This is a genomic window from Anaerobranca gottschalkii DSM 13577 (assembly GCF_900111575.1).
GTDB classification, from domain to species: Bacteria; Bacillota; Proteinivoracia; order Proteinivoracales; family Proteinivoracaceae; genus Anaerobranca; species Anaerobranca gottschalkii.
The window spans coordinates 64281-85760 of record NZ_FOIF01000002.1 but is presented as its reverse complement, the minus strand read 5'-3'; the positions used below and the strand labels follow the sequence as shown (position 1 = coordinate 85760).

General features: G+C 30.9%; 26 protein-coding genes and 1 other annotated feature (1 of these 27 cut by a window edge). Of the genes, 2 read left to right on the top strand and 24 right to left on the bottom strand.

Annotated elements, in window-relative coordinates; all coding sequences use genetic code 11:
• Window positions 1–87 precede the first annotated feature (87 nt).
• The 6 genes from hemW to BMX60_RS01300 form a co-directional block, all read right to left on the bottom strand.
• Entirely contained in the window at window positions 88–1182 is a 1095-nt protein-coding gene (gene hemW / locus BMX60_RS01325; RefSeq protein ID WP_091348220.1) for a radical SAM family heme chaperone HemW, read from the bottom strand.
• A complete protein-coding gene (gene lepA, locus BMX60_RS01320) occupies window positions 1182–2978 on the bottom strand; it encodes a translation elongation factor 4 (protein WP_091348218.1) in 1797 nt (598 codons plus the stop codon). The genes hemW and lepA overlap by 1 nt, the downstream gene beginning before the upstream one ends.
• A 50-nt stretch (window positions 2979–3028) precedes the next feature.
• Complete coding sequence (locus tag BMX60_RS01315) at window positions 3029–3322, bottom strand: hypothetical protein (protein ID WP_091348215.1); 294 nt, start codon at window positions 3320–3322, stop codon at window positions 3029–3031.
• Window positions 3323–3330: 8 nt separating this feature from the next.
• Window positions 3331–4386, bottom strand: coding sequence for a stage II sporulation protein P (gene spoIIP, locus BMX60_RS01310; RefSeq protein ID WP_177159638.1), 1056 nt, complete (start codon window positions 4384–4386; stop codon window positions 3331–3333).
• 96 nt (window positions 4387–4482) lie between these two features.
• Window positions 4483–5481: a GPR endopeptidase gene (gpr, locus tag BMX60_RS01305; RefSeq protein ID WP_091348209.1), complete on the bottom strand. Its 999-nt coding sequence runs from the start codon at window positions 5479–5481 to the stop codon at window positions 4483–4485.
• Window positions 5482–5491: 10 nt separating this feature from the next.
• Window positions 5492–5824 (bottom strand): phage holin family protein, encoded by a 333-nt coding sequence (locus BMX60_RS01300; protein WP_341422634.1) that lies wholly within the window; start codon window positions 5822–5824, stop codon window positions 5492–5494.
• 187 nt (window positions 5825–6011) lie between these two features.
• Here BMX60_RS01300 and rpsT point away from each other — a divergent pair, with 187 nt between their 5' ends.
• Entirely contained in the window at window positions 6012–6275 is a 264-nt protein-coding gene (gene rpsT, locus BMX60_RS01295; RefSeq protein ID WP_091348203.1) for a 30S ribosomal protein S20, read from the top strand.
• A 55-nt stretch (window positions 6276–6330) separates the two neighbouring features.
• On the opposite strand, the gene holA is transcribed toward rpsT, so the two are convergent.
• From holA to pyrR, 3 genes are all read right to left on the bottom strand, one after another.
• A complete protein-coding gene (holA, locus tag BMX60_RS01290) occupies window positions 6331–7314 on the bottom strand; it encodes a DNA polymerase III subunit delta (protein ID WP_177159637.1) in 984 nt (327 codons plus the stop codon).
• Window positions 7315–7319: 5 nt separating this feature from the next.
• Window positions 7320–9509 carry a DNA internalization-related competence protein ComEC/Rec2 gene (locus tag BMX60_RS01285; protein ID WP_091348198.1) on the bottom strand — a complete coding sequence of 730 codons (2190 nt, stop codon included), beginning with the start codon at window positions 9507–9509 and terminating at the stop codon, window positions 7320–7322.
• 107 nt (window positions 9510–9616) lie between these two features.
• Window positions 9617–10165 (bottom strand): bifunctional pyr operon transcriptional regulator/uracil phosphoribosyltransferase PyrR, encoded by a 549-nt coding sequence (pyrR, locus tag BMX60_RS01280; RefSeq protein ID WP_091348195.1) that lies wholly within the window; start codon window positions 10163–10165, stop codon window positions 9617–9619.
• A 237-nt stretch (window positions 10166–10402) separates the two neighbouring features.
• On the opposite strand from pyrR, the gene BMX60_RS01275 reads away from it, so the two are divergent.
• Entirely contained in the window at window positions 10403–11182 is a 780-nt protein-coding gene (locus BMX60_RS01275; RefSeq protein ID WP_091348192.1) for a cell wall hydrolase, read from the top strand.
• A gap of 93 nt (window positions 11183–11275) precedes the next feature.
• Here the strand turns inward: BMX60_RS01275 and BMX60_RS01270 are convergent, their stop codons facing one another.
• The 15 genes from BMX60_RS01270 to rplU form a co-directional block, all read right to left on the bottom strand.
• Window positions 11276–13216 (bottom strand): molybdopterin-dependent oxidoreductase, encoded by a 1941-nt coding sequence (locus BMX60_RS01270; protein WP_091348189.1) that lies wholly within the window; start codon window positions 13214–13216, stop codon window positions 11276–11278.
• 60 nt (window positions 13217–13276) lie between these two features.
• Complete coding sequence (gene speE, locus BMX60_RS01265; RefSeq protein ID WP_091348187.1) at window positions 13277–14098, bottom strand: polyamine aminopropyltransferase; 822 nt, start codon at window positions 14096–14098, stop codon at window positions 13277–13279.
• Between the two features lie 76 nt (window positions 14099–14174).
• Window positions 14175–14744, bottom strand: coding sequence for a helix-hairpin-helix domain-containing protein (locus BMX60_RS01260; RefSeq protein ID WP_091348185.1), 570 nt, complete (start codon window positions 14742–14744; stop codon window positions 14175–14177).
• Window positions 14745–14839: 95 nt separating this feature from the next.
• The gene (locus BMX60_RS01255; protein ID WP_091348183.1) at window positions 14840–15034 is read right to left on the bottom strand and encodes a DUF1858 domain-containing protein; all 195 of its coding nucleotides are present in this window, start codon (window positions 15032–15034) and stop codon (window positions 14840–14842) included.
• Window positions 15035–15047: 13 nt separating this feature from the next.
• Window positions 15048–15764: a Crp/Fnr family transcriptional regulator gene (locus BMX60_RS01250; RefSeq protein WP_091348181.1), complete on the bottom strand. Its 717-nt coding sequence runs from the start codon at window positions 15762–15764 to the stop codon at window positions 15048–15050.
• Window positions 15765–15803: 39 nt separating this feature from the next.
• Window positions 15804–16151, bottom strand: coding sequence for a ribosome silencing factor (gene rsfS / locus BMX60_RS01245; protein WP_091348179.1), 348 nt, complete (start codon window positions 16149–16151; stop codon window positions 15804–15806).
• Between the two features lie 13 nt (window positions 16152–16164).
• Window positions 16165–17346 (bottom strand): LCP family protein, encoded by a 1182-nt coding sequence (locus BMX60_RS01240; protein WP_091348177.1) that lies wholly within the window; start codon window positions 17344–17346, stop codon window positions 16165–16167.
• A 32-nt stretch (window positions 17347–17378) separates the two neighbouring features.
• Window positions 17379–17963 carry a nicotinate-nucleotide adenylyltransferase gene (gene nadD / locus BMX60_RS01235; RefSeq protein ID WP_091348175.1) on the bottom strand — a complete coding sequence of 195 codons (585 nt, stop codon included), beginning with the start codon at window positions 17961–17963 and terminating at the stop codon, window positions 17379–17381.
• Window positions 17964–17972: 9 nt separating this feature from the next.
• Window positions 17973–18263: a ribosome assembly RNA-binding protein YhbY gene (yhbY, locus tag BMX60_RS01230; RefSeq protein ID WP_091348173.1), complete on the bottom strand. Its 291-nt coding sequence runs from the start codon at window positions 18261–18263 to the stop codon at window positions 17973–17975.
• 54 nt (window positions 18264–18317) lie between these two features.
• Window positions 18318–18491: a hypothetical protein gene (locus BMX60_RS11965; protein ID WP_177159636.1), complete on the bottom strand. Its 174-nt coding sequence runs from the start codon at window positions 18489–18491 to the stop codon at window positions 18318–18320.
• Window positions 18492–18551: 60 nt separating this feature from the next.
• Window positions 18552–19820: a GTPase ObgE gene (gene obgE, locus BMX60_RS01220; protein ID WP_091348168.1), complete on the bottom strand. Its 1269-nt coding sequence runs from the start codon at window positions 19818–19820 to the stop codon at window positions 18552–18554.
• Window positions 19821–19863: 43 nt separating this feature from the next.
• Window positions 19864–20361, bottom strand: coding sequence for a Spo0B domain-containing protein (locus tag BMX60_RS01215; RefSeq protein WP_091348167.1), 498 nt, complete (start codon window positions 20359–20361; stop codon window positions 19864–19866).
• Window positions 20362–20469: 108 nt separating this feature from the next.
• A complete protein-coding gene (rpmA, locus tag BMX60_RS01210; RefSeq protein WP_091348164.1) occupies window positions 20470–20769 on the bottom strand; it encodes a 50S ribosomal protein L27 in 300 nt (99 codons plus the stop codon).
• Between the two features lie 19 nt (window positions 20770–20788).
• On the bottom strand, window positions 20789–21109 hold the full coding sequence (locus BMX60_RS01205) for a ribosomal-processing cysteine protease Prp (RefSeq protein WP_177159635.1): 321 nt from the start codon (window positions 21107–21109) through the stop codon (window positions 20789–20791).
• 13 nt (window positions 21110–21122) lie between these two features.
• On the bottom strand, window positions 21123–21434 hold the full coding sequence (rplU, locus tag BMX60_RS01200) for a 50S ribosomal protein L21 (protein WP_072907020.1): 312 nt from the start codon (window positions 21432–21434) through the stop codon (window positions 21123–21125).
• 12 nt (window positions 21435–21446) lie between these two features.
• Window positions 21447–21480 (bottom strand) — a sequence feature (ribosomal protein L21 leader region) (it continues 40 nt past the right edge of the window).

Sequence of the window (21480 nt, the reverse complement as noted above, 5' to 3'; positions counted from 1 at the left end):
AGCACTCTATTTATTTGAGTGCTAATCTAATAAAAAAATACCATATTTCCTGGGATAAAGTCAATATTTAAAAGGAATTTTTTGTATTTAACATAGTTTATTAATTATTTCATTTGAAACTAAATATCCTTTGGCAGTAAGCTTCAATCTATCCTTTTCTATATATGCTAATTCGTTATAGATGAGGTCTTTAACCACTTCAATGTTTTTTCCTTCGTCAAGTTTCAAGCCTCTGTGGGTTCTTAAAGATAACATTTTTTGTTCAAATTCCATCTCTTTGTTAGTAAGGATTTCCACTTCCTTTATCGGAAGATTATTTTGGTTTAATTTAAAGCAATACTCATCTAAGTTATCGGTATTAGCATATCGTTTATTACCAAGTTTAGAATAACTACTTACCCCAAACCCTAAATAATCTTTGTATAGCCAATAATTATAGTTGTGTAAAGCGATATTATTGCCTAAAGCAAAATTAGAAACTTCGTAGTGTTTAAAGCCTCTTTTTATTAAAAATTCTACTCCTGCTAAATAAAGATTTTCCTGGATTTCTTCATCAGGGATAGTCAATTCCTTGGATAATATCATTCTTTCTAAAGGGGTATCCTCCTCTACTTGTAAGCCATAAAAAGATATGTGGTTTATCCCTAAACTGTAAGTAATTTCTAAACTTTCCATCAATGTTTCTAATGTTTGAAATGGCAAACCATAGATTAAATCGATAGAAATTCTATCAAAACCCTGTCCTTTAGCTAATTGTACAGTATCTATGGCATCTTGAGGGGTATGAATTCTACCTATAGCTTTTAATTCCCTTAAATTAAAGGTTTGTACCCCTAAACTTAAGCGATTGATATTCTTGACCTTATAAAACTGTAGTTTTTCTGAAGTTAAAGTTTTGGGATTTGCTTCTATAGTAAACTCTTTAATTTTATTAAAATCAATATACAGAGCTAATTCATCTATAATTTTTCCTAAGTTATTTAAAGATAATAAACTAGGAGTACCTCCACCGAAAAAAACGGTGGACCACTCCTTAGTCTTTAAAATATCTTTTTGTAAGTGTATTTCTTTAATCAAGCTTTGTGTATATTCATTTTCCTTTTCTATATCTGGAAAGGAAATAAAATCACAATAATAACATTTTTTTAAACAAAAGGGGATGTGAATATATATACCTGCCATTATTCTATACTTAACACCGCCATGAAAGCTTCTTGAGGTATTTCTACTCTACCTACTTGCTTCATACGTTTTTTCCCTTCTTTTTGTTTTTCTAATAATTTTCTCTTTCTGGTGATGTCACCACCATAGCATTTAGCTAAAACGTTTTTACGCATTGCTTTAACGGTTTCTCTAGCAATTACTTTATTACCTATAGCAGCTTGTATAGGGACTTCAAACATTTGTCTTGGGATAATTTCCCTTAATTTCGTAGCTAAAGCTTTTCCTCTAGTATATGCTCTATCTTTATGAACAATAACTGATAATGCATCTACCATTTCTCCGTTAAGCAATATATCCAATTTAACTAATTTCCCTTCCTTATAACCGATAAATTCATAATCTAATGATGCATAACCTCTAGTTTTTGATTTTAGATGGTCAAAGAAATCATAAATAATTTCACTTAAAGGAATTTCATAGATAATCATAGCCCTTTTTTGATCTAAATAATCCATATTTTTAAAGACTCCCCGTTTTTCCTGACAGAGTTCCATAACAGCTCCAATGTAATCAGTAGGAACAATTATACTTCCTTTTACGTAGGGCTCTTCAATACGATCTATTTCTCCCACAGGTGGTAATACCGATGGATTATCTATAGCTAACATACTGCCATCTTTTTTATAAACATGATAAATAACACTAGGGGCTGTTGTTATTAACTCTAACCCATATTCCCTTTCTAAACGTTCTTGAATAATTTCCATATGCAATAAGCCTAAGAAACCACATCTAAAACCAAATCCCAAGGCTACAGAGGTTTCTGGTTCATAGACCAAGGAAGCGTCATTTAAACTAAGTTTATCCAATGCGTCTTTTAAATCTTCATATTGACTTGAATCTATAGGGAATAACCCACAATAGACCATAGGATTGGCTTTTTTGTACCCAGGTAGTGGCTCTGATGCTGGATTTTTCACAGTAGTTATAGTGTCACCAACCCTTGTATCTTTAACATTTTTAATACCAGCTACTATAAATCCTACATCTCCCGCACTAAGACCAGGGACAAGAACAGGAGCAGGTTTAAATACCCCTGTTTCTGTTACTTCAAACTCTTTACCATTTGACATCATTTTAATTTTATCACCTTTTTTAACACTACCTTCAACTATCCTTGTATAAACAACTACACCTTTATAATTATCAAAGTGAGAGTCAAAGATTAATGCCCTTAGGGGTTTATCTTCTTCACCTTTAGGTGCTGGTATCCTTTGTACAATTGCTTCTAAGATATCTTTAATACCTATTCCTTCTTTAGCAGAAGCTAAGATGGCACTTTCACCATCTAAGCCAATAATATCTTCAATTTCCCTTTTTACTTTTTCTACATCTGCATTTGGCAAATCAATTTTGTTTATTACTGGAATAATTTCTAAATCATGTTCAAGGGCTAAATAAACATTGGCTAAGGTTTGAGCTTCAATCCCTTGAGCAGCATCTACTACTAAAATAGCTCCTTCACATGCCGCTAAACTTCTAGAAACCTCATAAGTAAAGTCGACATGGCCTGGAGTATCTATAAGATTTAATTTATAGGTCTGGCCATCATCGGCTTTATATTCTAAAGCAACGGCCTGAAGCTTAATAGTTATTCCCCTTTCCCTTTCTAAATCCATTTGATCCAAGACTTGATCTTCCATTTCCCTTTCACTTAATGTCCCAGTGTACTCTAAAAGACGGTCAGCGAGGGTTGATTTTCCGTGGTCTATATGAGCAATAATAGAAAAATTACGAATTTTACTTTGATTCATGGTTTATCCTCCCCGAATTCAATATACTTACTAAATTATAACATAAATTCTTACCTTAACAAGGGGGTGTTATTTAATTCTAATAAGTTAATTATTATAGGAATTTTAATTTTTTTATTATAAACATGTATAATAACATTGTTATCTTCACGATAAATACTAGCAATTCTTATATTTGGTATAGGAATAGCATAGTATCCGATGTATATTTTCTCCATTTTTAGATCTATTCTCAAAAAATATTGAATTTCACCATACTTTTCTTCTAATCCAATATTAACAATTGTAAATAATAAGCCTAGTATTAAAATTCCTAAAGTTAGCATGGAAATCCATTTATTCATATTTTCTCCTAATCCCCTATGGTTTTATTTATTATTTGTGCTAAAGGTTCCACTGTATTTATTGCTTCTTCTAGAGTATTCCAATGGCCTCCTATCTCTATTAATATCATTTTATCACTTAGATCTTGATTGTAATTACCTGATGTTTTTAACACTACTCCTCTACTAATACTTAAACTTTCTTGTTCAACTGGATATAAACTTTTAGCCATATTATTTAAGGACTGGGCTAAAATATAGTTATTTCTCCAAGAATCATGGCGCTGTCCTACTACAAATAATAGTCTACCCATTTGTACTCCATTTATTGTAGTAGTTGTTATTGGCCTACCTAATTCTGAGCTTTGACCTATTCCATCTCTATGTAAATCTATTATCAAGTCAAACTCTACCCCTGAATTTAGATATCTCAAAACTGTTTCCCTACTTCTTCGATAAGATTCTGAGTGCCTTTTACTGTGATGGGTGGTATCATGGATAACTGTTGCCCCTAAATTTCTCAAGGCCTCCGTTAATTTTTCTCCAACTTTAACAATTGTTTCATCAAATTTTTCAGTATGGGGAATGCCACTGGTGGGAACAAAGGCTTCAGTGGTATGTGAATGATAAATTAATATAGTTTTTCCTACTAGTCCTCCCTCTGACGGTTCCCTTGGTAAAGGGGGATTGACAATTTCTCCATTATCATCAGGTTCTTTATCAATAGGGGGTGTAACAGGGATAACTGGTGTATATTCAAATTGATTAAATACTGGTATTTGTGCTTTGATTAAAGTTGTAGGATTAGTCACATTGATCCCTAATAGATAATGAAAAGTGGCTACAGATAAATTATCCTTTAAAATATCTTCTTCCCTAGGTAAAAAGGTTTTATAAAGTGGTATCGTTTCTGCTAAATATCCACTAAATAAATGGGGATTTTGAGGTAAATAATAAACGGCTGAAAACCAGATTATACTAACAAAAAGGGCAGCCAATAGTAGACATACTAAGGCTGATTTTATGTCTGTACTAAAGTAAAATCTTTTTTTCCTTCGAAATTTTCTAGATCTATTAAAATTCAAGTTAATCACCTCATTTTCTTGCTACCTAATGTTTATTCTAAGAAGTGAAAAAATTGAACAAAAAAATAAAGAGTTACTGTTTAATTAACAGTAACTTTAATATAAATGTTTGGTAGCATCTGCAAATCCAATTACTGGGTGAAGGGCTGCGTTAATTCCCCCTGCTAAAATTTCTCCCATATCTATCATAAGTCTATCAATTTCCTTTGGTGAGACAATTAACGGGCCTAAATTTTCTCCTAAAACCTCTTTTATAAGTTGTTGTTTTTCTTCCCGATCTAATTCTTTTAAAATTTGATAAAACTGTCCCCCTTTACCTACTGATTTTATTAATGTATCAATAACCATATCTATAGTGTCATTTGTTAAAGTAACAGCATCTACCACAGTTGGAACACCAATAGCTATTACTGGTATCCCAAGGATTTCTTTAGTAATACCTTTCCTTTTATTACCAACACCACTTCCAGGATGAATTCCCGTATCAGCAATTTGGATTGTTGTATTTAATCTAGTAATATTTCTTGCTGCCAATGCATCTACAGCTATAACTAAATCTGGTTGTATTTTCCCTACAATTGATTCAATAATTTCACTGGTTTCAATTCCTGTAATACCTAAAACCCCTGGAGCTATGGCACAGACAGTACAATATTCTTCATCACTGATGTTTTCTGGCATTAGCTCCTTTAAATGCCTTGTTATTAAAAGATTTTCCACAACCTTTGGACCTAAGGCATCTGGGGTAACATTCCAGTTACCTAATCCTACTATTAATACACTGTATTTGTCTTTGGTCATAATTTGATTAACCATAAAATTTAATTCTTTTGCGAAAACTTGACTTACTTTTTCTTCTAAAGCAGAATTCTTTTGTCTTAGTGTAGGGATTTCTAAAGTTACATAATTACCCATTTCTTTTCCCATCTGTTCAGCAGCTTTTAAATTATTAATTTTTACCCTTTTTACTTTAATATCATCATAATCAAATTCTTCTATTTCTACACCATCTAAATCTTGTTGTTTTATAGTTTGGGTGATATATTCATGGGCTTCAATTGCCAAGTCAGTACGAACATTTCCTAAATTGCTCATAATTCACCTCTTAACGTAGTTCTGTAGGTACCACCGCATCAATTAAACCAATTACAAAAGAAGCTAACAACGCCCCAAAAATACTTACTTGAAGTTGAGGGACAATGAATTGGGCCATATAAATAACTACTGCTGATACTATAAATCCTGTTATACCTCTGTTTTGAGGTGAAACATTTTTACCAAATAAACTTTCAACTATATACCCCAATACCGCTATAACAACAGCAGCTAGCAAAGCTCCTGTGAAACCAATAGCCCCAAAGCCTGGGAGAAAAAAACCTAATAGCATTAATACCAATGCTGAAACAATAAATCTTACTATTAAACCTATCATTTCCATTCCTCCTAAATATTATTTGTCATATTTAATTTTTCCAATAATAACCTTAGATATTCATTGAATTTTTAGGTAAAAAATGATAAAATATTAAACATAAGTTACAGTGAAGTGTTGCTTTTTTAATTTAATCATGGTAAAATGTTTTTGGTTATTTTAGGTCGTTCTGTTCTATAAAGGAGGTGACTTTATGCCTAATATCAAATCTGCTAAAAAACGTGTAAAAGTTATCGCTAAAAAAACTGCTCGTAACACTGCTATTAAATCATACGTTAAGACTATGATCAAAAAGTATGAAAATGCTGTGGCAGCTGGTGATAAAGAATTAGCTCAAACTGCCTTTGTAAATGCAGTTAAAGCATTAGATAAAGCAGTATCTAAAGGTGTTTTACACAAAAACACTGCTTCAAGGAAAAAATCAAGATTAGCAAAAAAATTAAAAGTTATTGCTTAATTTAATACTTAAATAAACAAGTCTTCCTTTTAGTTAAAAAGGAAGACTTTGTTTTTTAGTATCTATCAATAAAATTTAAATTACTTATTAGTAATTCTAATCCTATGTTATAATCTAAAGCCCCTGTCTTAATTTTTATTTCATAGTCAGCTACTATTTCCAAAGATTTTTTAATTGAACTTACTGTAAACTCATTGCTTTGCTTTACTAATTGGGCTAAAGCATAAGAGTTTGTTACACCTATCATCTCTCCAATTTGTTTTGTTGTATATCCTTTAGAAGTTAAAGATTTAACCTTAGCTATATTTCGTATTTGCTTAATGATCATAAAAAGAATAATCATAGGTGGCTCACCATCTTGTAACATGGCTTTAAGGGTCGATAGTGCAGCCCCTAGATCTCTATAAATTATCTGATCTATTAGTTTAAATATATTTTCCATCACAGTAAACGAACAGATAACTAAATCTTCTATTTCAATAGAGTTTTTTTCCCCTACATAAGATAGCAATTTATTTATTTCATTTTCTACCAAATATAGATCATTAGGAAGATTATTTCCTAAATATTCTATAAGTTTGGGGGAGATTTTTTTGTTCTCTTTTTTAAATTTTTCCCCAATCCAGTTTTTTAACTCAAAGGGCTTTAATTGATTCCCTTCAAAAACTTCACCAAAATTACTAATGGTTTTAAATAATGACTTTTTTTTATCTATTTTTTCACCTTCCACTATAACAATAACTGTATCTTCCACTTTGTTTTTTATAAAGTCTTCTATATACTGAGAAATTTCTTCTTCCTTTTTACCGGCCTTTTGTTTGAATAATTCACAACCTTTAAAAATTACCATTCTCTTTTTACTCATAAAGGGTAAAGTTTCTAATGCTTCTATATATTTTGTAAAAACATCATCATAAGTTAAAATATCGATATTGTATTCTTTCATTTCCTCATTATTTTTAAAAGTTTCGTTAATTATTTCTTGTAACCTATTATTTATTAGATATGGTTCATTTCCATATAGTAAATAAACTGACAAAATCATTACCTCCCATAAGTTGCTATCCTATATTGGCCATTTCTTTTAATTTTTACTGTAATCATTCCATCCCTTTGAGTAGTATAATAAATAATATTTCTATCTAGTAATCTTTGGAGCACTTCATTTGAAGGATGCCCATACCGATTAGGTCCTACTGATATTATAGCATATTTAGGTGTACTTATAGATAAAAATAATTCTCCTGTAGATGTATTACTTCCATGATGGGCTACTTTTAATATATCCACTGGTACCAACTGATCTAATAGTATACTTTCTCCTTCCCCTTCTATATCCCCTGTAAACAGTACTTTAACCCCTTTATAATCTAATAAAGTAACTAAAGAGATATTGTTGAGTACTGATTGACTTGGATAATAATTTTCAGGGGGATGTAAAACTTGTTTAGTAATATTACCTAAAATTAAACTATCTCCCCTTTTAAGTTTTTGCATACTTATACCCTTTTCCAGTATCCTTTCTAAAACATTTAAAAAGGTAGTAGTATACATTTCCCTATTATCTGGTATAAGAATATTATTAATTTTAATATAGTCTACTATTTCCTCCAATGCTCCCATATGATCATAATGGGGATGGGTAATAAACAGATAATCTATTTTTTTTACTCCGAGATAATTGAAAGTAGGAAGTAAAACATTTTTCCCTATATTTGCCCCCATAATCCCCCCGGTATCCACTAATATGTTATACCCCCTATACTGAATTAATGCACAATCACCTTGGCCAACATCGAGAAAATGGATTTTTACTGTTGGCTGTTGAAAAATGACTATTAACAATATAGCTGATAATAAAATAACAACAAGGCATTTAAATTTATAGTTTTTAAGCTTATAGATGGTAAAACCACAAAGTAATAAAAATAAAATAAATATCAACATTATCTCACTTATATGAAGCCAATAACCTGTTATTTCCGATACATTCAATATATAGTATGAAATTATTTCTAATGGTATTGCAATTATCCTCCAAGGAAACAATGTATAAAAAATAAGATTACCTAAATATAGTGGTAAAATTGGGGCAACTAAGAGATTTGCCATTGGGGTTAGTAACGGTATCCCTTTATTATAATAATAATTTAAAGGAAAAATAGCCACTTGAACAGCTATAGTAATTTTTAATATAGAACTAATATAACTATTGGGGATTTTATCTAAAAATGTAAGCTTAGGTGCAATATAAGCAATACCCCAAACTGCTAGATAACTAAATTGAAAACCAGGATCTAATACTACAAGGGGATAATATAAAATATTTACTAAGGCGGTAATTTCTAAAGCCCTTTTTAAACTATATGGATAACCTTGAATTTGAGCAAAACTATAAATACCCAGCATAATTATTGCCCTTAAAGTAGAAGGTTTAAATCCTACAATTCCTGTAAAAGCAAAGGCAGTAGTAAATGCTATTATTAATGACATTTTTTTTGAGAATAAGTTTTTTAGTATAGTATGTACTATCAAATATATTATCCCTACGTGTAGACCAGAAACTGCAGTTATATGAAGTAAACCTGCCTGATTTAAATTAATAACTTGTTCTGTAGTTAATTCCCTTCTCTGACCTAAAAGGACTCCCTTCGCTAATGGAACAACTTCCTGTGCTAACCCTTCAAGCCGTTTATTTATAAGAGAATTAATTTCCCTATCTCTAGCCTTATCTCCAAATTGAATAATAGCTATATTGCCACTATTTTCTGTAATATAACCGTAATTTCTCCACCTATAGATGTTGTATGGAGAAAAACTTCCTGGATTTTTATACTGATTAAACCTCCTTATATCCCCCTTGTATAATAAAATTGTATTTATGGGGAGTTCTTGTTGTGTAAAAAACAATATACTATCTTTTGTTTTTCTATTATTAGAAGAAATTATATTTAAAGTATAATAATGACCGTTATTTTCAGTAACTTTTAGCAAATATTCTCCCTGTTGATGTTGGACAACCTTGAATAAATAATCAACTTGCTGTTTATGGCCTAAAGAAGTAAAATAAACAAAAATTATTAAAAGTAAAGCTATAACTATTTTTATTGTACTTATTTTAAAATCTAATTTTATATATAAACATAAAATAATTAAAGAAAATATTGGTAAATAAATAAAGGGAAGAAAGGGTAAAAAAGCAGCTACTATTATACTGATTATCAAAAGTAACATAACCCCATCCTCCTTTAAAATTTCTATATACTTTCTATAAAATAATTGAAAATCCCTGCTTAAAGAATGAAAAAAGGCAAGATTTAAGAAAAAATCTTGCCCTAAATTTATAGTATTTCTTCTATTACAACTTCATTTATTCCATCATATTGTTCTAATTTTACCTTTACTAATTCTCTTTTTGATGTAGGAACATTTTTACCCACATAGTCTGCCCTTATGGGAAGTTCTCTATGTCCTCTATCTACTAATACTGCTAATTGTATCCCCCTAGCTCTTCCTAAATCTGTTAATGCATCTAATGCTGCTCTAACAGTTCTTCCAGTATAAAGGACATCATCTACTAATACTACTATTTTGTCTTCTATGGAAAAGTCAATTTGGTGTCCCTTTACTTCCGCTTGATGATTTTTAGTACTTAAGTCATCACGATAGAGGGTTATATCAATGGTTCCAACTAAAACTTTTTGTCCTTCAATTTCCATTATTTTTTCTGCAATTTTTTCAGCTAAAGGAACGCCCCTTCTCTTTATTCCTACTAAAACCACATCTTCAACACCTTTATTCTTTTCAATGATTTCATGGGCAATTCGGGTAATCGCCCGAAACATGGCTTTTTCATCTAAAATCTTTGCTTTTTCAACTAAATTTTTCATTTTTAACACCCCTTTATTCTTTCCCCTTGAATATTACTATAATAGTCATTTTTTGTCAAATTCCTTTCCTAATTTTGTTATATGGTAGTTATTTAGAGGATATGGCAGTATATATCCTTTATGGTACAGAATATATAAATAATCCCATGAGAAAAGGGATTATCTACTTTGAATTATGTAAACCAAAAAGTTATAATACTTAAAAAGCTATGTTAGTTATAGAAAGGGGAGATTAATATGTTTAATATTAAGAAGTTAGCTATGGGAATGATGATTGGTACAATGATTTTAGCTACTTCCATTAGTGCCTATGGTTTAGAATATAAAATTCAAAGGGGCGATACTTTATTTCTCATAGGTCAGAGGTTTGGAGTCACTGTTCAACAGTTAAGGGAAGCTAATAATATAAGTGGTGACCTTATCTATGCCGGTGATACAATTACTATTCCAAACCAGAACAATAGCCAAACATATACAGTTGTTAGAGGTGACTCTTTATTCTTTATAGCTCAACGTTTCAATACTACTATCCAATCATTAAAAACTATTAATAATTTAACTAGTGATATTATTTATCCTGGACAAGTATTAAAGATAACAGAAAATACAAGGACTACAACTACAACTGCAAACAGATCAACTGCTAATAGAGTTTTCAATGTTACAGATAGAGAGATGGAATTATTAGCTAGAGCTGTATACAGTGAGGCTAGAGGAGAGCCTTTTGAAGGTCAAGTTGCAGTAGCTGCTGTTATCTTAAATAGGGTAAGACATCCAGAGTTTCCTAATACTATAGAAGGAGTTATTTTTGAACCTTGGGCTTTTACAGCTGTTCATGATGGTCAGTTTTGGTTAACACCAAATGCAACAGCTTATAAAGCAGTGGAAGAAGCATTAAGGGGTGTTGACCCATCAAATGGAGCTATTTTCTACTATAATCCAGTTACAGCGACAAATCAATGGATTAGAACCAGAACAATCATTACCCGTATTGGTAGACACGTATTTGCAATATAATTCAGCAAAGACAAAGTCATTTTATTTTGACTTTGTCTATAGTTTATCTTCAGTCTGAGACAAAGTCATTTTATTTTGACTTTGTCTTTTTACTTAAGAAGACTTTATAATTTTACAATAAGTTTGGTACATAGTTGTTCCTATACCTATATCAGTTAACCCTTCATCTGTTATTAAATTAGGGGTATTACCGTAACTTAAAGGCCTTCCTTCATAAGTAAAGAGTACTTTTCTATGGACCCAATCAACTAGCGTAATCTCTCCTTTTAATTCTCCAGTTTTAGATTTGATTATAACTATATCCCCATCTTTTAACCCCTCTTTTTTTGCTAATTTAGGGTTAATAAAAATTTGCGGATAATCACCTAATTTTAAATGTTGTTGAAATTGACTATGTAGGCTTAATTTAGGATGAGGTGTCATAAAAAGATAAGAAAAATCTTTATTTTCTTCCAACAATAAAATTTTTTCATTCAGTAGGTTAAATTTCCCATCGGATGTGGAAAATTTTAAGCCTTGCCAAGGTAAACTATACTGATCTGTTGGGGATAATGATTTTTCTTTTAGTTTTTCTAAGGTTATATTGTATTTTTCCATAGGTTTTAAAGCCTTTTCTATCCATTGTGAAGCAGTGATTTGGGGAAAATTGGGCAAATCTAAATACTTAGCTAATTCTTGAAAAATCATCCATTCTGGTTTACTTTGCCCTTGTGGTTCTATAACTGGATGCACATAATTAATATAACGATGCCACATGGAAGTAAAAATTAAATCTTCTTCTTCAAAGGATGTTGTAGCGGGAAGGACCAAATCGGCAATTTTTGTAGTATCTGTATGAACCACATCACAACATACTACAAAATCAATATCCAAGAATGCTTTTAAAGTTTTATTGGTATTAGGTAAGGTAACAATGGGGTTTGCCCTGGAAATATATAAAACTTTGATAGGAGGTTCTTTTTCCTTTAATAGGTATTCAGCAAACTGGGGTTTAGGAAAATATCTAGGTTGTGCTGAATTTGCAAGGGTTAAAGAATTAATATCTAAATTCTTTGCCACATAAGAATCTGCATAATTGACACCCCCACCTTTAACTCCCACATTCCCACTTAAATATGCTAAGGAGTTGATTGCCCTTATGGTATTTCCTGAGTTATAATAGCGCTGCATTCCATAACCTAAGTATATAGTACTCCTACCTGATAAATATAGCTTAGCAAATTGATCTATCTCATTTACGCCAATCCCTGTTATTTCTGATATTTCCTCTACGGTGTAACAATCTACTATTTTTACTAAGTCATCGTAATTATTACAATGCTTTAAAAGTTCTTGGGATATTCCCAAGTTAATTAGTTTTTTTATCAATGCTAAGGCTAAAAAGCCATCGGTTGCAGGATTAATTTTTAAATAAAGGGTTGCTTTTTCACTAATTTTAGTTTCATTAGGATCTATGACCACCAATTTTTTTCCTCTTTTTAACCCTTCATTTATAAAAGGTAATAAATGAATATTGGTTTCTGTCACATTTCTACCCCAAATAACGATACAATCACTATTATACATATCTAAGGGATGATGGCAGTAATATGTACCGAAATCCTCCTTTGTCCCTTCCAGGCCTGCTGCCCAACATAAACTGCCAATAGGTTCTGTAACTCCTCCTAAAAGATTAAAAAAACGATGCTCTAAAGATTTCAATAACCCCCCTGCTCCAGAATCATAGTAATGGGCTATAGCCTTAGGGCCATAATTATCTAAAGTTAATTTTATTTTTTCAGCAAAAATAGATATAGCTTGTTCCCAAGATATAGGAATATGACTTTCCCCTTGTTTTAACAAAGGTGTTTTTATTCTATTTGAACTAAAGACCCTTTCTTTAAGATATTCCCTCCCTTTTTTACAAAGAAATCCTTGAGTTATTGGATGATTTGCATCTCCTTTGACGTTAAAATCACCATTTTCTTTAACTTCTACGATAAAACTACAGGCATCCCAACAATCTAAAGGACAGGCACTTTTTAAGGTCTTCATAATTAACACCAATCCTTTCTTAATATATGCTTAAAGGAGCAACTAAATTGCTCCTTTAGCTTACAATAATTCTTTTATATACTGAGGTAAATCAAAGGTACTTCTTTGAATTTCTTTATTAAAATACTTCAATTTCATATTTTCATCATAGTGCCTTGCATCTTCTCTTTTATATTTTTTACTACCTAAAGTAAAGGTCCAGGGTCCAATGGAATATGTAGGAACTTGTGCTGTATATAAATAATAGATAGGAAAAATTTCTTTTATTCCTGAGTAAACATCTCTAATTAACTGACTATTAAACAGTGGAGATTCAGTTTGAGCTGTAAACAAACCATCACTCTTTAAAGCTTTATATACATTTTCGTAAAAAGGTTTAGCAAATAGTCCCACTGCTGGTCCTATTGGATCTGAAGAATCAATTATAATAACATCGTAATATTCTTCTTTCTCTTGGACAAATTTAAACCCATCTACATAATATACATTTACCCTAGGATCAGCTAAACATCCAGCTAATTCTGGTAAATATTTTTTGCAACTTTCAACTACTTCTTTATCAATTTCTACTAAGTCAACTTGTTTAATGGTAGGGTGCTTCAGTACTTCCCTAACTGTTCCACCATCTCCTCCACCGATAACCAAAACCCTTTCAGGCCTTTGATGCATAAATAATGGAACATGGGCAATCATTTCATGGTAGATAAATTCATCAAATATGGTAGTTTGAATAATACCATCTAAAACCAAAGCTCTACCAAATTCTGCAAATTCTACGATATCCACTTGTTGAAAAGGGGATTTTTTAGAATAGAGGGTTTTGTTGACCTTCCATTGCACCTTAATATTATCTGTTTCTCTTTCTGTAAACCATAATTCCACTCAAAAAACCTCCTTTCTTATTTATATATAGTACCATGATATCCCAAAAAGGGCAACCCATAATCAACACTATAAGCTAATTCACTGTTATTTTATCCTTTATTTGGTTAAAAGTGGCTGGGCCTATTCCAGATACCTTTTGAATATCTTCAATTTTTGTAAATGCCCCGTTTTTTTGGCGATAATCAATTATTGCCTGAGTTTTAGCAGGGCCTATCCCTGGCAAAGTTTGTAAAAGTTCTGAAGGGGCAGTATTTATATTTATTTTCCCCAAATCACTAGATAAATTAAAATTAGAATCAGTCCCCTCATCCTTTTCTCCCGGTACTATGATTTTTTGCCCATCTTGAACTATTTGAGCTAAATTTAATTTCTGGATATCTCCTTCTTCCGTAGGACCCCCAGCTAATCCTATTGCCTGATAAACCCTAGACCCTGACAGTAATTGGTATACACCGGGATTTAAAACATGGCCACTGACATGGACATAAATATATTCTTCCTTTGTATTTTGTTGCTTTTCTCCTTCAGGAATTGTTATATTCAAAGTAGGACTTGGTTGAATCCATTGAAAATAAGTAACTCCACCTATTATAATTACCAATAAAAACACAATAATACTTATATATATTTTATCTTTATCCACTTTATCACCCCCATAGACAGAATTCTACAAAAATTAAAAAAATCCTTCAAAAAATACATTAAAAAAGCTCCCCTATTGCAGGGGAGCTTTGGTCACTATTGAGCGATTACTTCATTTAATTCTTTGATTAGTTTTTCAACATCTATACCATGTACCATGGCTGCTTGAGCAACACTTTCACCTGTTGCAGATGGACATCCTAAGCAATGCATACCGTATTTCATAAATACATCAGCAGTTCTGGGATCCTTTTGTAATACTTCCCTTATAGTCATTTCTTTTGTAATCATTTAAATTCCTCCTTTATATTATATCAATGCATAGGTTTTTCAACCTATCCAAAGCTAACAAAATAATTTTTCCTTTTTTTAATTCAATAATTCCTTTATCTTTTAATTCTTTTAATGTTCTAGTTACTGTTTCCCTAGTAGTACCAATTAATTCAGCTATTTCTTGTTGGGTTAATTTCATATCTATAATAATTTTATCGTTAGTACACTTTGTACATTTTATACACCCGGTACAACCGTAACATTTTGCTTCAGCCCATTTTAAAATTAAATTATATAAGCGTCTTTTTGTATCTAAAAGAGCTAATTCTTTTATTTTATCTTGAGCTATTCGCAAACGGGTAGAAATTATCTTAATTAAATTTATCGCTAACAAAGGATTATTAGCTATTTGTTTTTCTAGCTCTTCATTATATAAAATGGCAACCTTACTATCTTTAACTGCCAAGGCTGTGGCAGGATAATTACCACCTAAAAATAAGACAATTTCGCCAAAAACAGAACCTTCTGGAACCATTTTTAATATATGCTCTTTTCCAAAAGAGTCTGATTTTAAAAGCTTTATTGCACCTTCAATTAAAAAACAAACTCCGAAAGCCTTTTGATCTTCTAAAAAAATATGGCTTCCTTTTGGATAGTTTTTTATCTTTAATAAATTTGCTATTGTTTCTAAAGTTTTTTCATCGGCATTTTGGAAAAGATCTAAGTTTTTAACTATATCTATATTCATTTTTTTCACCCATTACCATTGTACCATAAATTCTATAGATTAAGAAGACATTAATTCTATATTTTTAGCATTTCTCCAAAATTTTTCTAACTGATAATATTCCCTACTTTCTGGGTTAAAAAGATGTACTACTATATCACCATAATCCATTACAATCCAAATAGCTTCATCATAACCTTGAGTACTAATAGGGTTAATCCCCTTTTCCTTTGTTTTTTCATCAATAAAATCACAAATACTTTTTAGATGTGATTGAGTATTACCACTAGCAATAACAAAAAAATCAGCAATCTCTGTTAAACCCTGAAGATCTAAAATTTTAATATCTTCACCTTTTTTATCATCAATTGCTTTGGCTATGGTTTGAGTTAATTGTAAAATTTCCAATGATTTTCCTCCCTCAATCTAAATCTTTTCCTATGATTACTATAATTTTATTACTTATATCATCTTCAATAAAATCACCTTCAATATTTAGCTTTATAGCAATTTCTTCTGCCAAAAATCTGTATCCTTGGGGATAACGAATAATTGTTTTTGGATAATTGTAATTATCTGCATTGCCAGTACTAATATTAGTATAACCTAAAGTTTCAATAATTCTTGCATATCTTCCTGCTATACCACTTTTACCATTACCATTTAAGACTTCCAAATTAATAGAAGTTTTATCGACAATAGGTTGACCAAATTTAATATTATTAATAACTGAGTTTAAACTTTCTGTGTTAACAATCCAAACTTTTTCATCTAGTAGTCTTTCAGTTTTTCCTGGTACAGTCATAGTATAACTTTCCCTAGAAATAACATCATCTAACATATTTCTAAACCAAGCTAGATCTCTAATAGTCATGTCAGTGATAAAACTACTATCTAGGGAAGAAATCCCCGATACTAGACTTACAGCTTTTCCAAATTTAAAATATTGATCAAATAAGTTTTGAAGAACTATTATTTGTCTTTCAATATATGATCCCCTATTATTTTCTTCAATAAAACTAAAAAAATGCTGTACCCGAGTTCTATCAAAATTTCGGTTGTAACCGGTATAATATGTTATATTACCTAATATATAATTTTTAGGCAAATCTGCTATAGTTAACCCTCTTAATTTATCAACTAAATTCAATAAACCATCTTCTTTAATTACCAAATAATTATTGATACTTAAGTTCCCGTCTAATAAGTTTTCTATACCCCCTAATAGCCCTTGTACCCCTTTTTGGGTATATAAATCTGATAATAATACTTTTTCCATATTACTATCTACCCTAGTATTACTAGGTATATCTAAAAAATATGCTGCCCCTTCTTTATCAACTGATAAAATAAAAACAGTCTGCAAATTTTCTTCCTTTGTTTCTTCATTTGTTGTTGTAAATGCTATTAAATATGTCTCTAAATTTTGAGCTTTCCTTTGAAAATAACCTTCTTTACCTTGCAGCACTGTTATTAAATTAACTGCCCGATAGATAAATATTATAAATACCACTAAAGTAAAAAGTAAAGTTAACTTCAAAAACCCTTTAAATTTTCCCTTTTTCTTTTTACCAAATCTTTGGTTCCTTGATCTATAACTCATGATACTCCCCTCCCCTTTGTAATCACTATAAATTACTTATATAAACTATGGAGATAAATATATTTCTCCACTGCATCGGGTACCAAGTATTTGATGCTATTCCCCCTCTTTACTTCTAGACGAATATCTGTTGAGGAAATTTCAATTATCGGTGTATCTATTTCCTTTACTCTGTTAGGGTTTAAACCATGGGCTTTTAAGTGATTGTAGACATCAATTTCAAAACCCTTTCGTTTTGCATAAACCAAAGTACAAAGGTCTAATATTTTTTCAGGTTCTTTCCATTTATGGATATCTAAAAGGGAATCTCCACCTACGAAAAAATAGATATCTTTATTATAAAATTCCTTTAAATAAGCTAAGGTTTCAAAGGTATAACTTACTCCTTGTTTTTCTACTTCATAGGTGCAAATTTCAAAATTTTCATTATCTTTAATGGCCAATTTAAGCATTTCTAACCTATGTTTTACTGGTGTAGTAATAATTTTATGGGGTGGATTCCCTGTAGGTAGAAAAACCACCCTTGCCTTTAACCTTTGTCCACAAATCTGAGCTAAGATTAAATGTCCCAAATGAATGGGATCAAAAGAGCCACCAAAAATAAAGATTTTATCCATTCTATAACCCTACTTTGGCAATTCTATTTTATTTTTTTTAGATGGTCTATATAAAGTAATTATTGAACCGAGAATTTGAACTACTTCACTATTAGTAAGTTTAGAAATTTCCTCTGCTGCATCTTCTTTTTCTAAAATACTATTTTTTAATATTTTAACTTTTATTAATTCCCTAGCCTCTAAAGCATCATTTAATTGTTTAATTAAATTTTCTGTTATATCATTTTTACCAACTTGAAATATTGGATCTATAGTATTTGCTAAACTTTTTAAGTATCTCCTTTGTTTACTAGATAACATTTCTTCATCTCCTTCTCTATTCAAAAAGCAAGCTTATAGGCTTGCTTTTGTATTTTATGCTTTTTGTGCCTCTTTTTCTTTTCTCACTCTGCGAAAATCTTCTTTCTTCCAACCAATTCTTTTTTTCTCTTGACAAACATATTTGGGATTAATTACAAAGCCCCCTTCTTTAATACAATAATAAGTTCTCTCTCCCAAAGTACAATTGCCACATTGCACGCAATCCACGACCAAAAAATCCTCCTTAAAATAATCTTTCATAATTATTAAGTTTAAAATCATAATAAACTACCATTTAACTTCAAACTCTAAATTAAGTATCCTTACTGTATCCCCCTCTTTTACCCCCTTTTGACGTAGTGCATCTTCAATACCTGATTTCTTTAAAGCTCTTTGAAATCTTAATAGACTATCATAATTATCAAAATTGGTCATTCGAAGGAGCTTTTCTACTTTTTTTCCTTCTATAACAAATATATCACCATCTTTAGTAATTGTAAATTCCTCTTCTTCTTTTGGTTTATAAATTTTAAAGTCTTCAGCTTTAAATAGTTGTACTTTAGGAATAACATCTAATTGTGCCGCTAAATAATTAAATAACTCTTCAACACCTTCTTTAGTTGCAGCAGATATAGGAAATACTTTATATTTATCACCTATCTTTTCTCTAAATTCATTTAAAGTTTTTTCTACATCTTCCACTAAATCTATTTTATTTGCAGCAATAACTTGAGGAAGTAAAGCAAACCTTTCATTATATTGGAGTAATTCATTATTTATGGTTACAAAATCCTTATAAGGATCCCTTTGTTCAGAACCTGATATATCAATAACATGGACTAACATTCTAGTTCTTTCTATATGCCTTAAAAACTGTAAACCTAGTCCTGCTCCTTGATGGGCACCTTCAATTAAACCAGGGATATCAGCTAAAACAAAGGATTTGTCTTTAACTTTAACAACACCTAAATTAGGATGGAGAGTTGTGAAATGATAATTGCCAATTTTAGGCTGAGCGGAAGTTACTACTGATAACAATGTGGACTTCCCTACATTTGGAAAACCGACAAGACCTACATCTGCTAAAACTTTTAATTCTAAAATTACTTCTAATTCTTCACCTTGTTCTCCCATTTCTGCAATTTTAGGTGCTTGACGGGTAGAAGTGGCAAAGCGGGCATTACCTCTACCACCCCTTCCTCCTTTTGCCACAACTACTTCTTGACCTGGTTCCGTTAAGTCAGCAATAACTCCTAAAGTTTCTGCTTCCCTTATGACAGTACCAACAGGAACTTTAAGATAGAGATTTTCACCGTTTTTTCCATGTCTATTTTTCTTTTGGCCTTTACCCCCTGACTGGGCTTTGTGGTGTTTCTTATATTTATAATCAAGTAATGTGTTGATATTGGGATCAGCTACAAAAATTACACTGCCGCCATCTCCACCATCACCACCATCTGGACCACCCATATCTACATATTTTTCTCTACGGAAAGTGGCAGCTCCATCACCACCATCCCCTGCTTTAATATAGATCTTCACTTTATCTATAAACATTTTAATTCATCCCTTTCTAAATCAAAGCAACTAATAATTTGTCCTATAAAGGAAAACTTATTCCTGAATTAGGAGTCAAAATTTCTATACAGTCTTTTTCTATTTCAATGGTAAATGTAATAATATCATCATTAACTTTAGTATAATGATGATCTTTAGATTTTAAATAATTATATATCTTAAAGATAGTTTTTACAAATTTGACGGAAAAAAACATATTTGTACTGATATTTTGATTTAAATAAATACGGAAATTAGAAGTTATTTTATGAAGCTTATAATATAATAATAAATAAGATATTTTAATTAATAGATTTGTTCGTTCCAATTTAGCATATAAGTCTTTTTTCTCATAAGCATTATTTAGGTATTCTTTACATTTATCCCTTTTATCTAACATTAAAAAACCATCTATAAGTTGTAAATCATTATATAAATCATGGCGAAAAATTGAGTTTATCTTTCTCGTAACAAAAAGATAAGTAAACAAATATAAATTTAACAAAATAAATATTATTGATAAAAGCATTAGAAAAAGCATATAAAAGCTCCTTTAATAAACAATGATTAATAATTTATTCGACAATCTTATAAAAAGTCCTGCTTTTTCAGTAGATAAAATTAGTAAAACCTGGGTAACTCCCAGGTTTTAAGCATTAGCTGCTTGCTCTTCTACAGCATATATAGAAACTTGTTTTTTGTTTTTTCCTTTATTCTCAAAGGCTACGATACCATCTATTTTGGCAAATAAAGTATCATCGCCACCAATACCAACATTTTTACCAGGGTGAAACTTAGTACCCCTTTGGCGTACTAATATTGATCCAGCGGTAACGAATTGACCAGATTGTCTTTTTACTCCAAGCCTCTTAGAGTGACTATCCCTACCGTTTTTAGAACTACCAACACCTTTTTTAGATGCAAATAGTTGAAGGTCAAATCTTAGCATTTCAAGACACCTCCTTTTTTTAAATAGAGATAATAGAAACTTTCAAATATTTTCCATACTGTTTTTCTATTTCCCTTAATCCTAAGAACATAGATTCTGTTAATAAATTTATATCTGCCCGTTGTTTTTCTGTAAGATTTTCAGGGTATGTGACTTTTAAATACCCTGAACTAATATCATAGGTTAAATCTTCTGTTACTAATTCTTTTATTGCTAGAAGAGTCGTCTGTGCTAATGCTGAAATTGCTGCACACACTATATCTTCTCCATGCTGGGAATAATTACTATGCCCAGTAATTTCGTAACCTAGATAACATTCTTTTTGTTTTTTTAACTTCACTTTAACCATAGCATTAGTTAATAATTTTTTCTACAACTACTTTTGTAAATGGTTGACGGTGACCAGTTTTACGGCGATAGTTCTTTTTAGGTTTGTACTTGAATACGATAATTTTCTTAGCTTTATCGTGTTCTAGTACCTTAAGTTGAACTTTAGCACCTTCTACTACTGGTTTACCAACAGTAAGTTCTGTTCCGTTAGAAATAGCTAGAACATCATTGATTTCAACAATTTCATCGATGTTAGCATCTAGCTTTTCTACTTTAATTACATCTCCTTCAGAAACTTTGTACTGTTTTCCACCTGTCTTAATTATAGCGTACATAGGTATTCCACCTCCTCAAAAAATACTCGCCAAATTCAGGTACCTA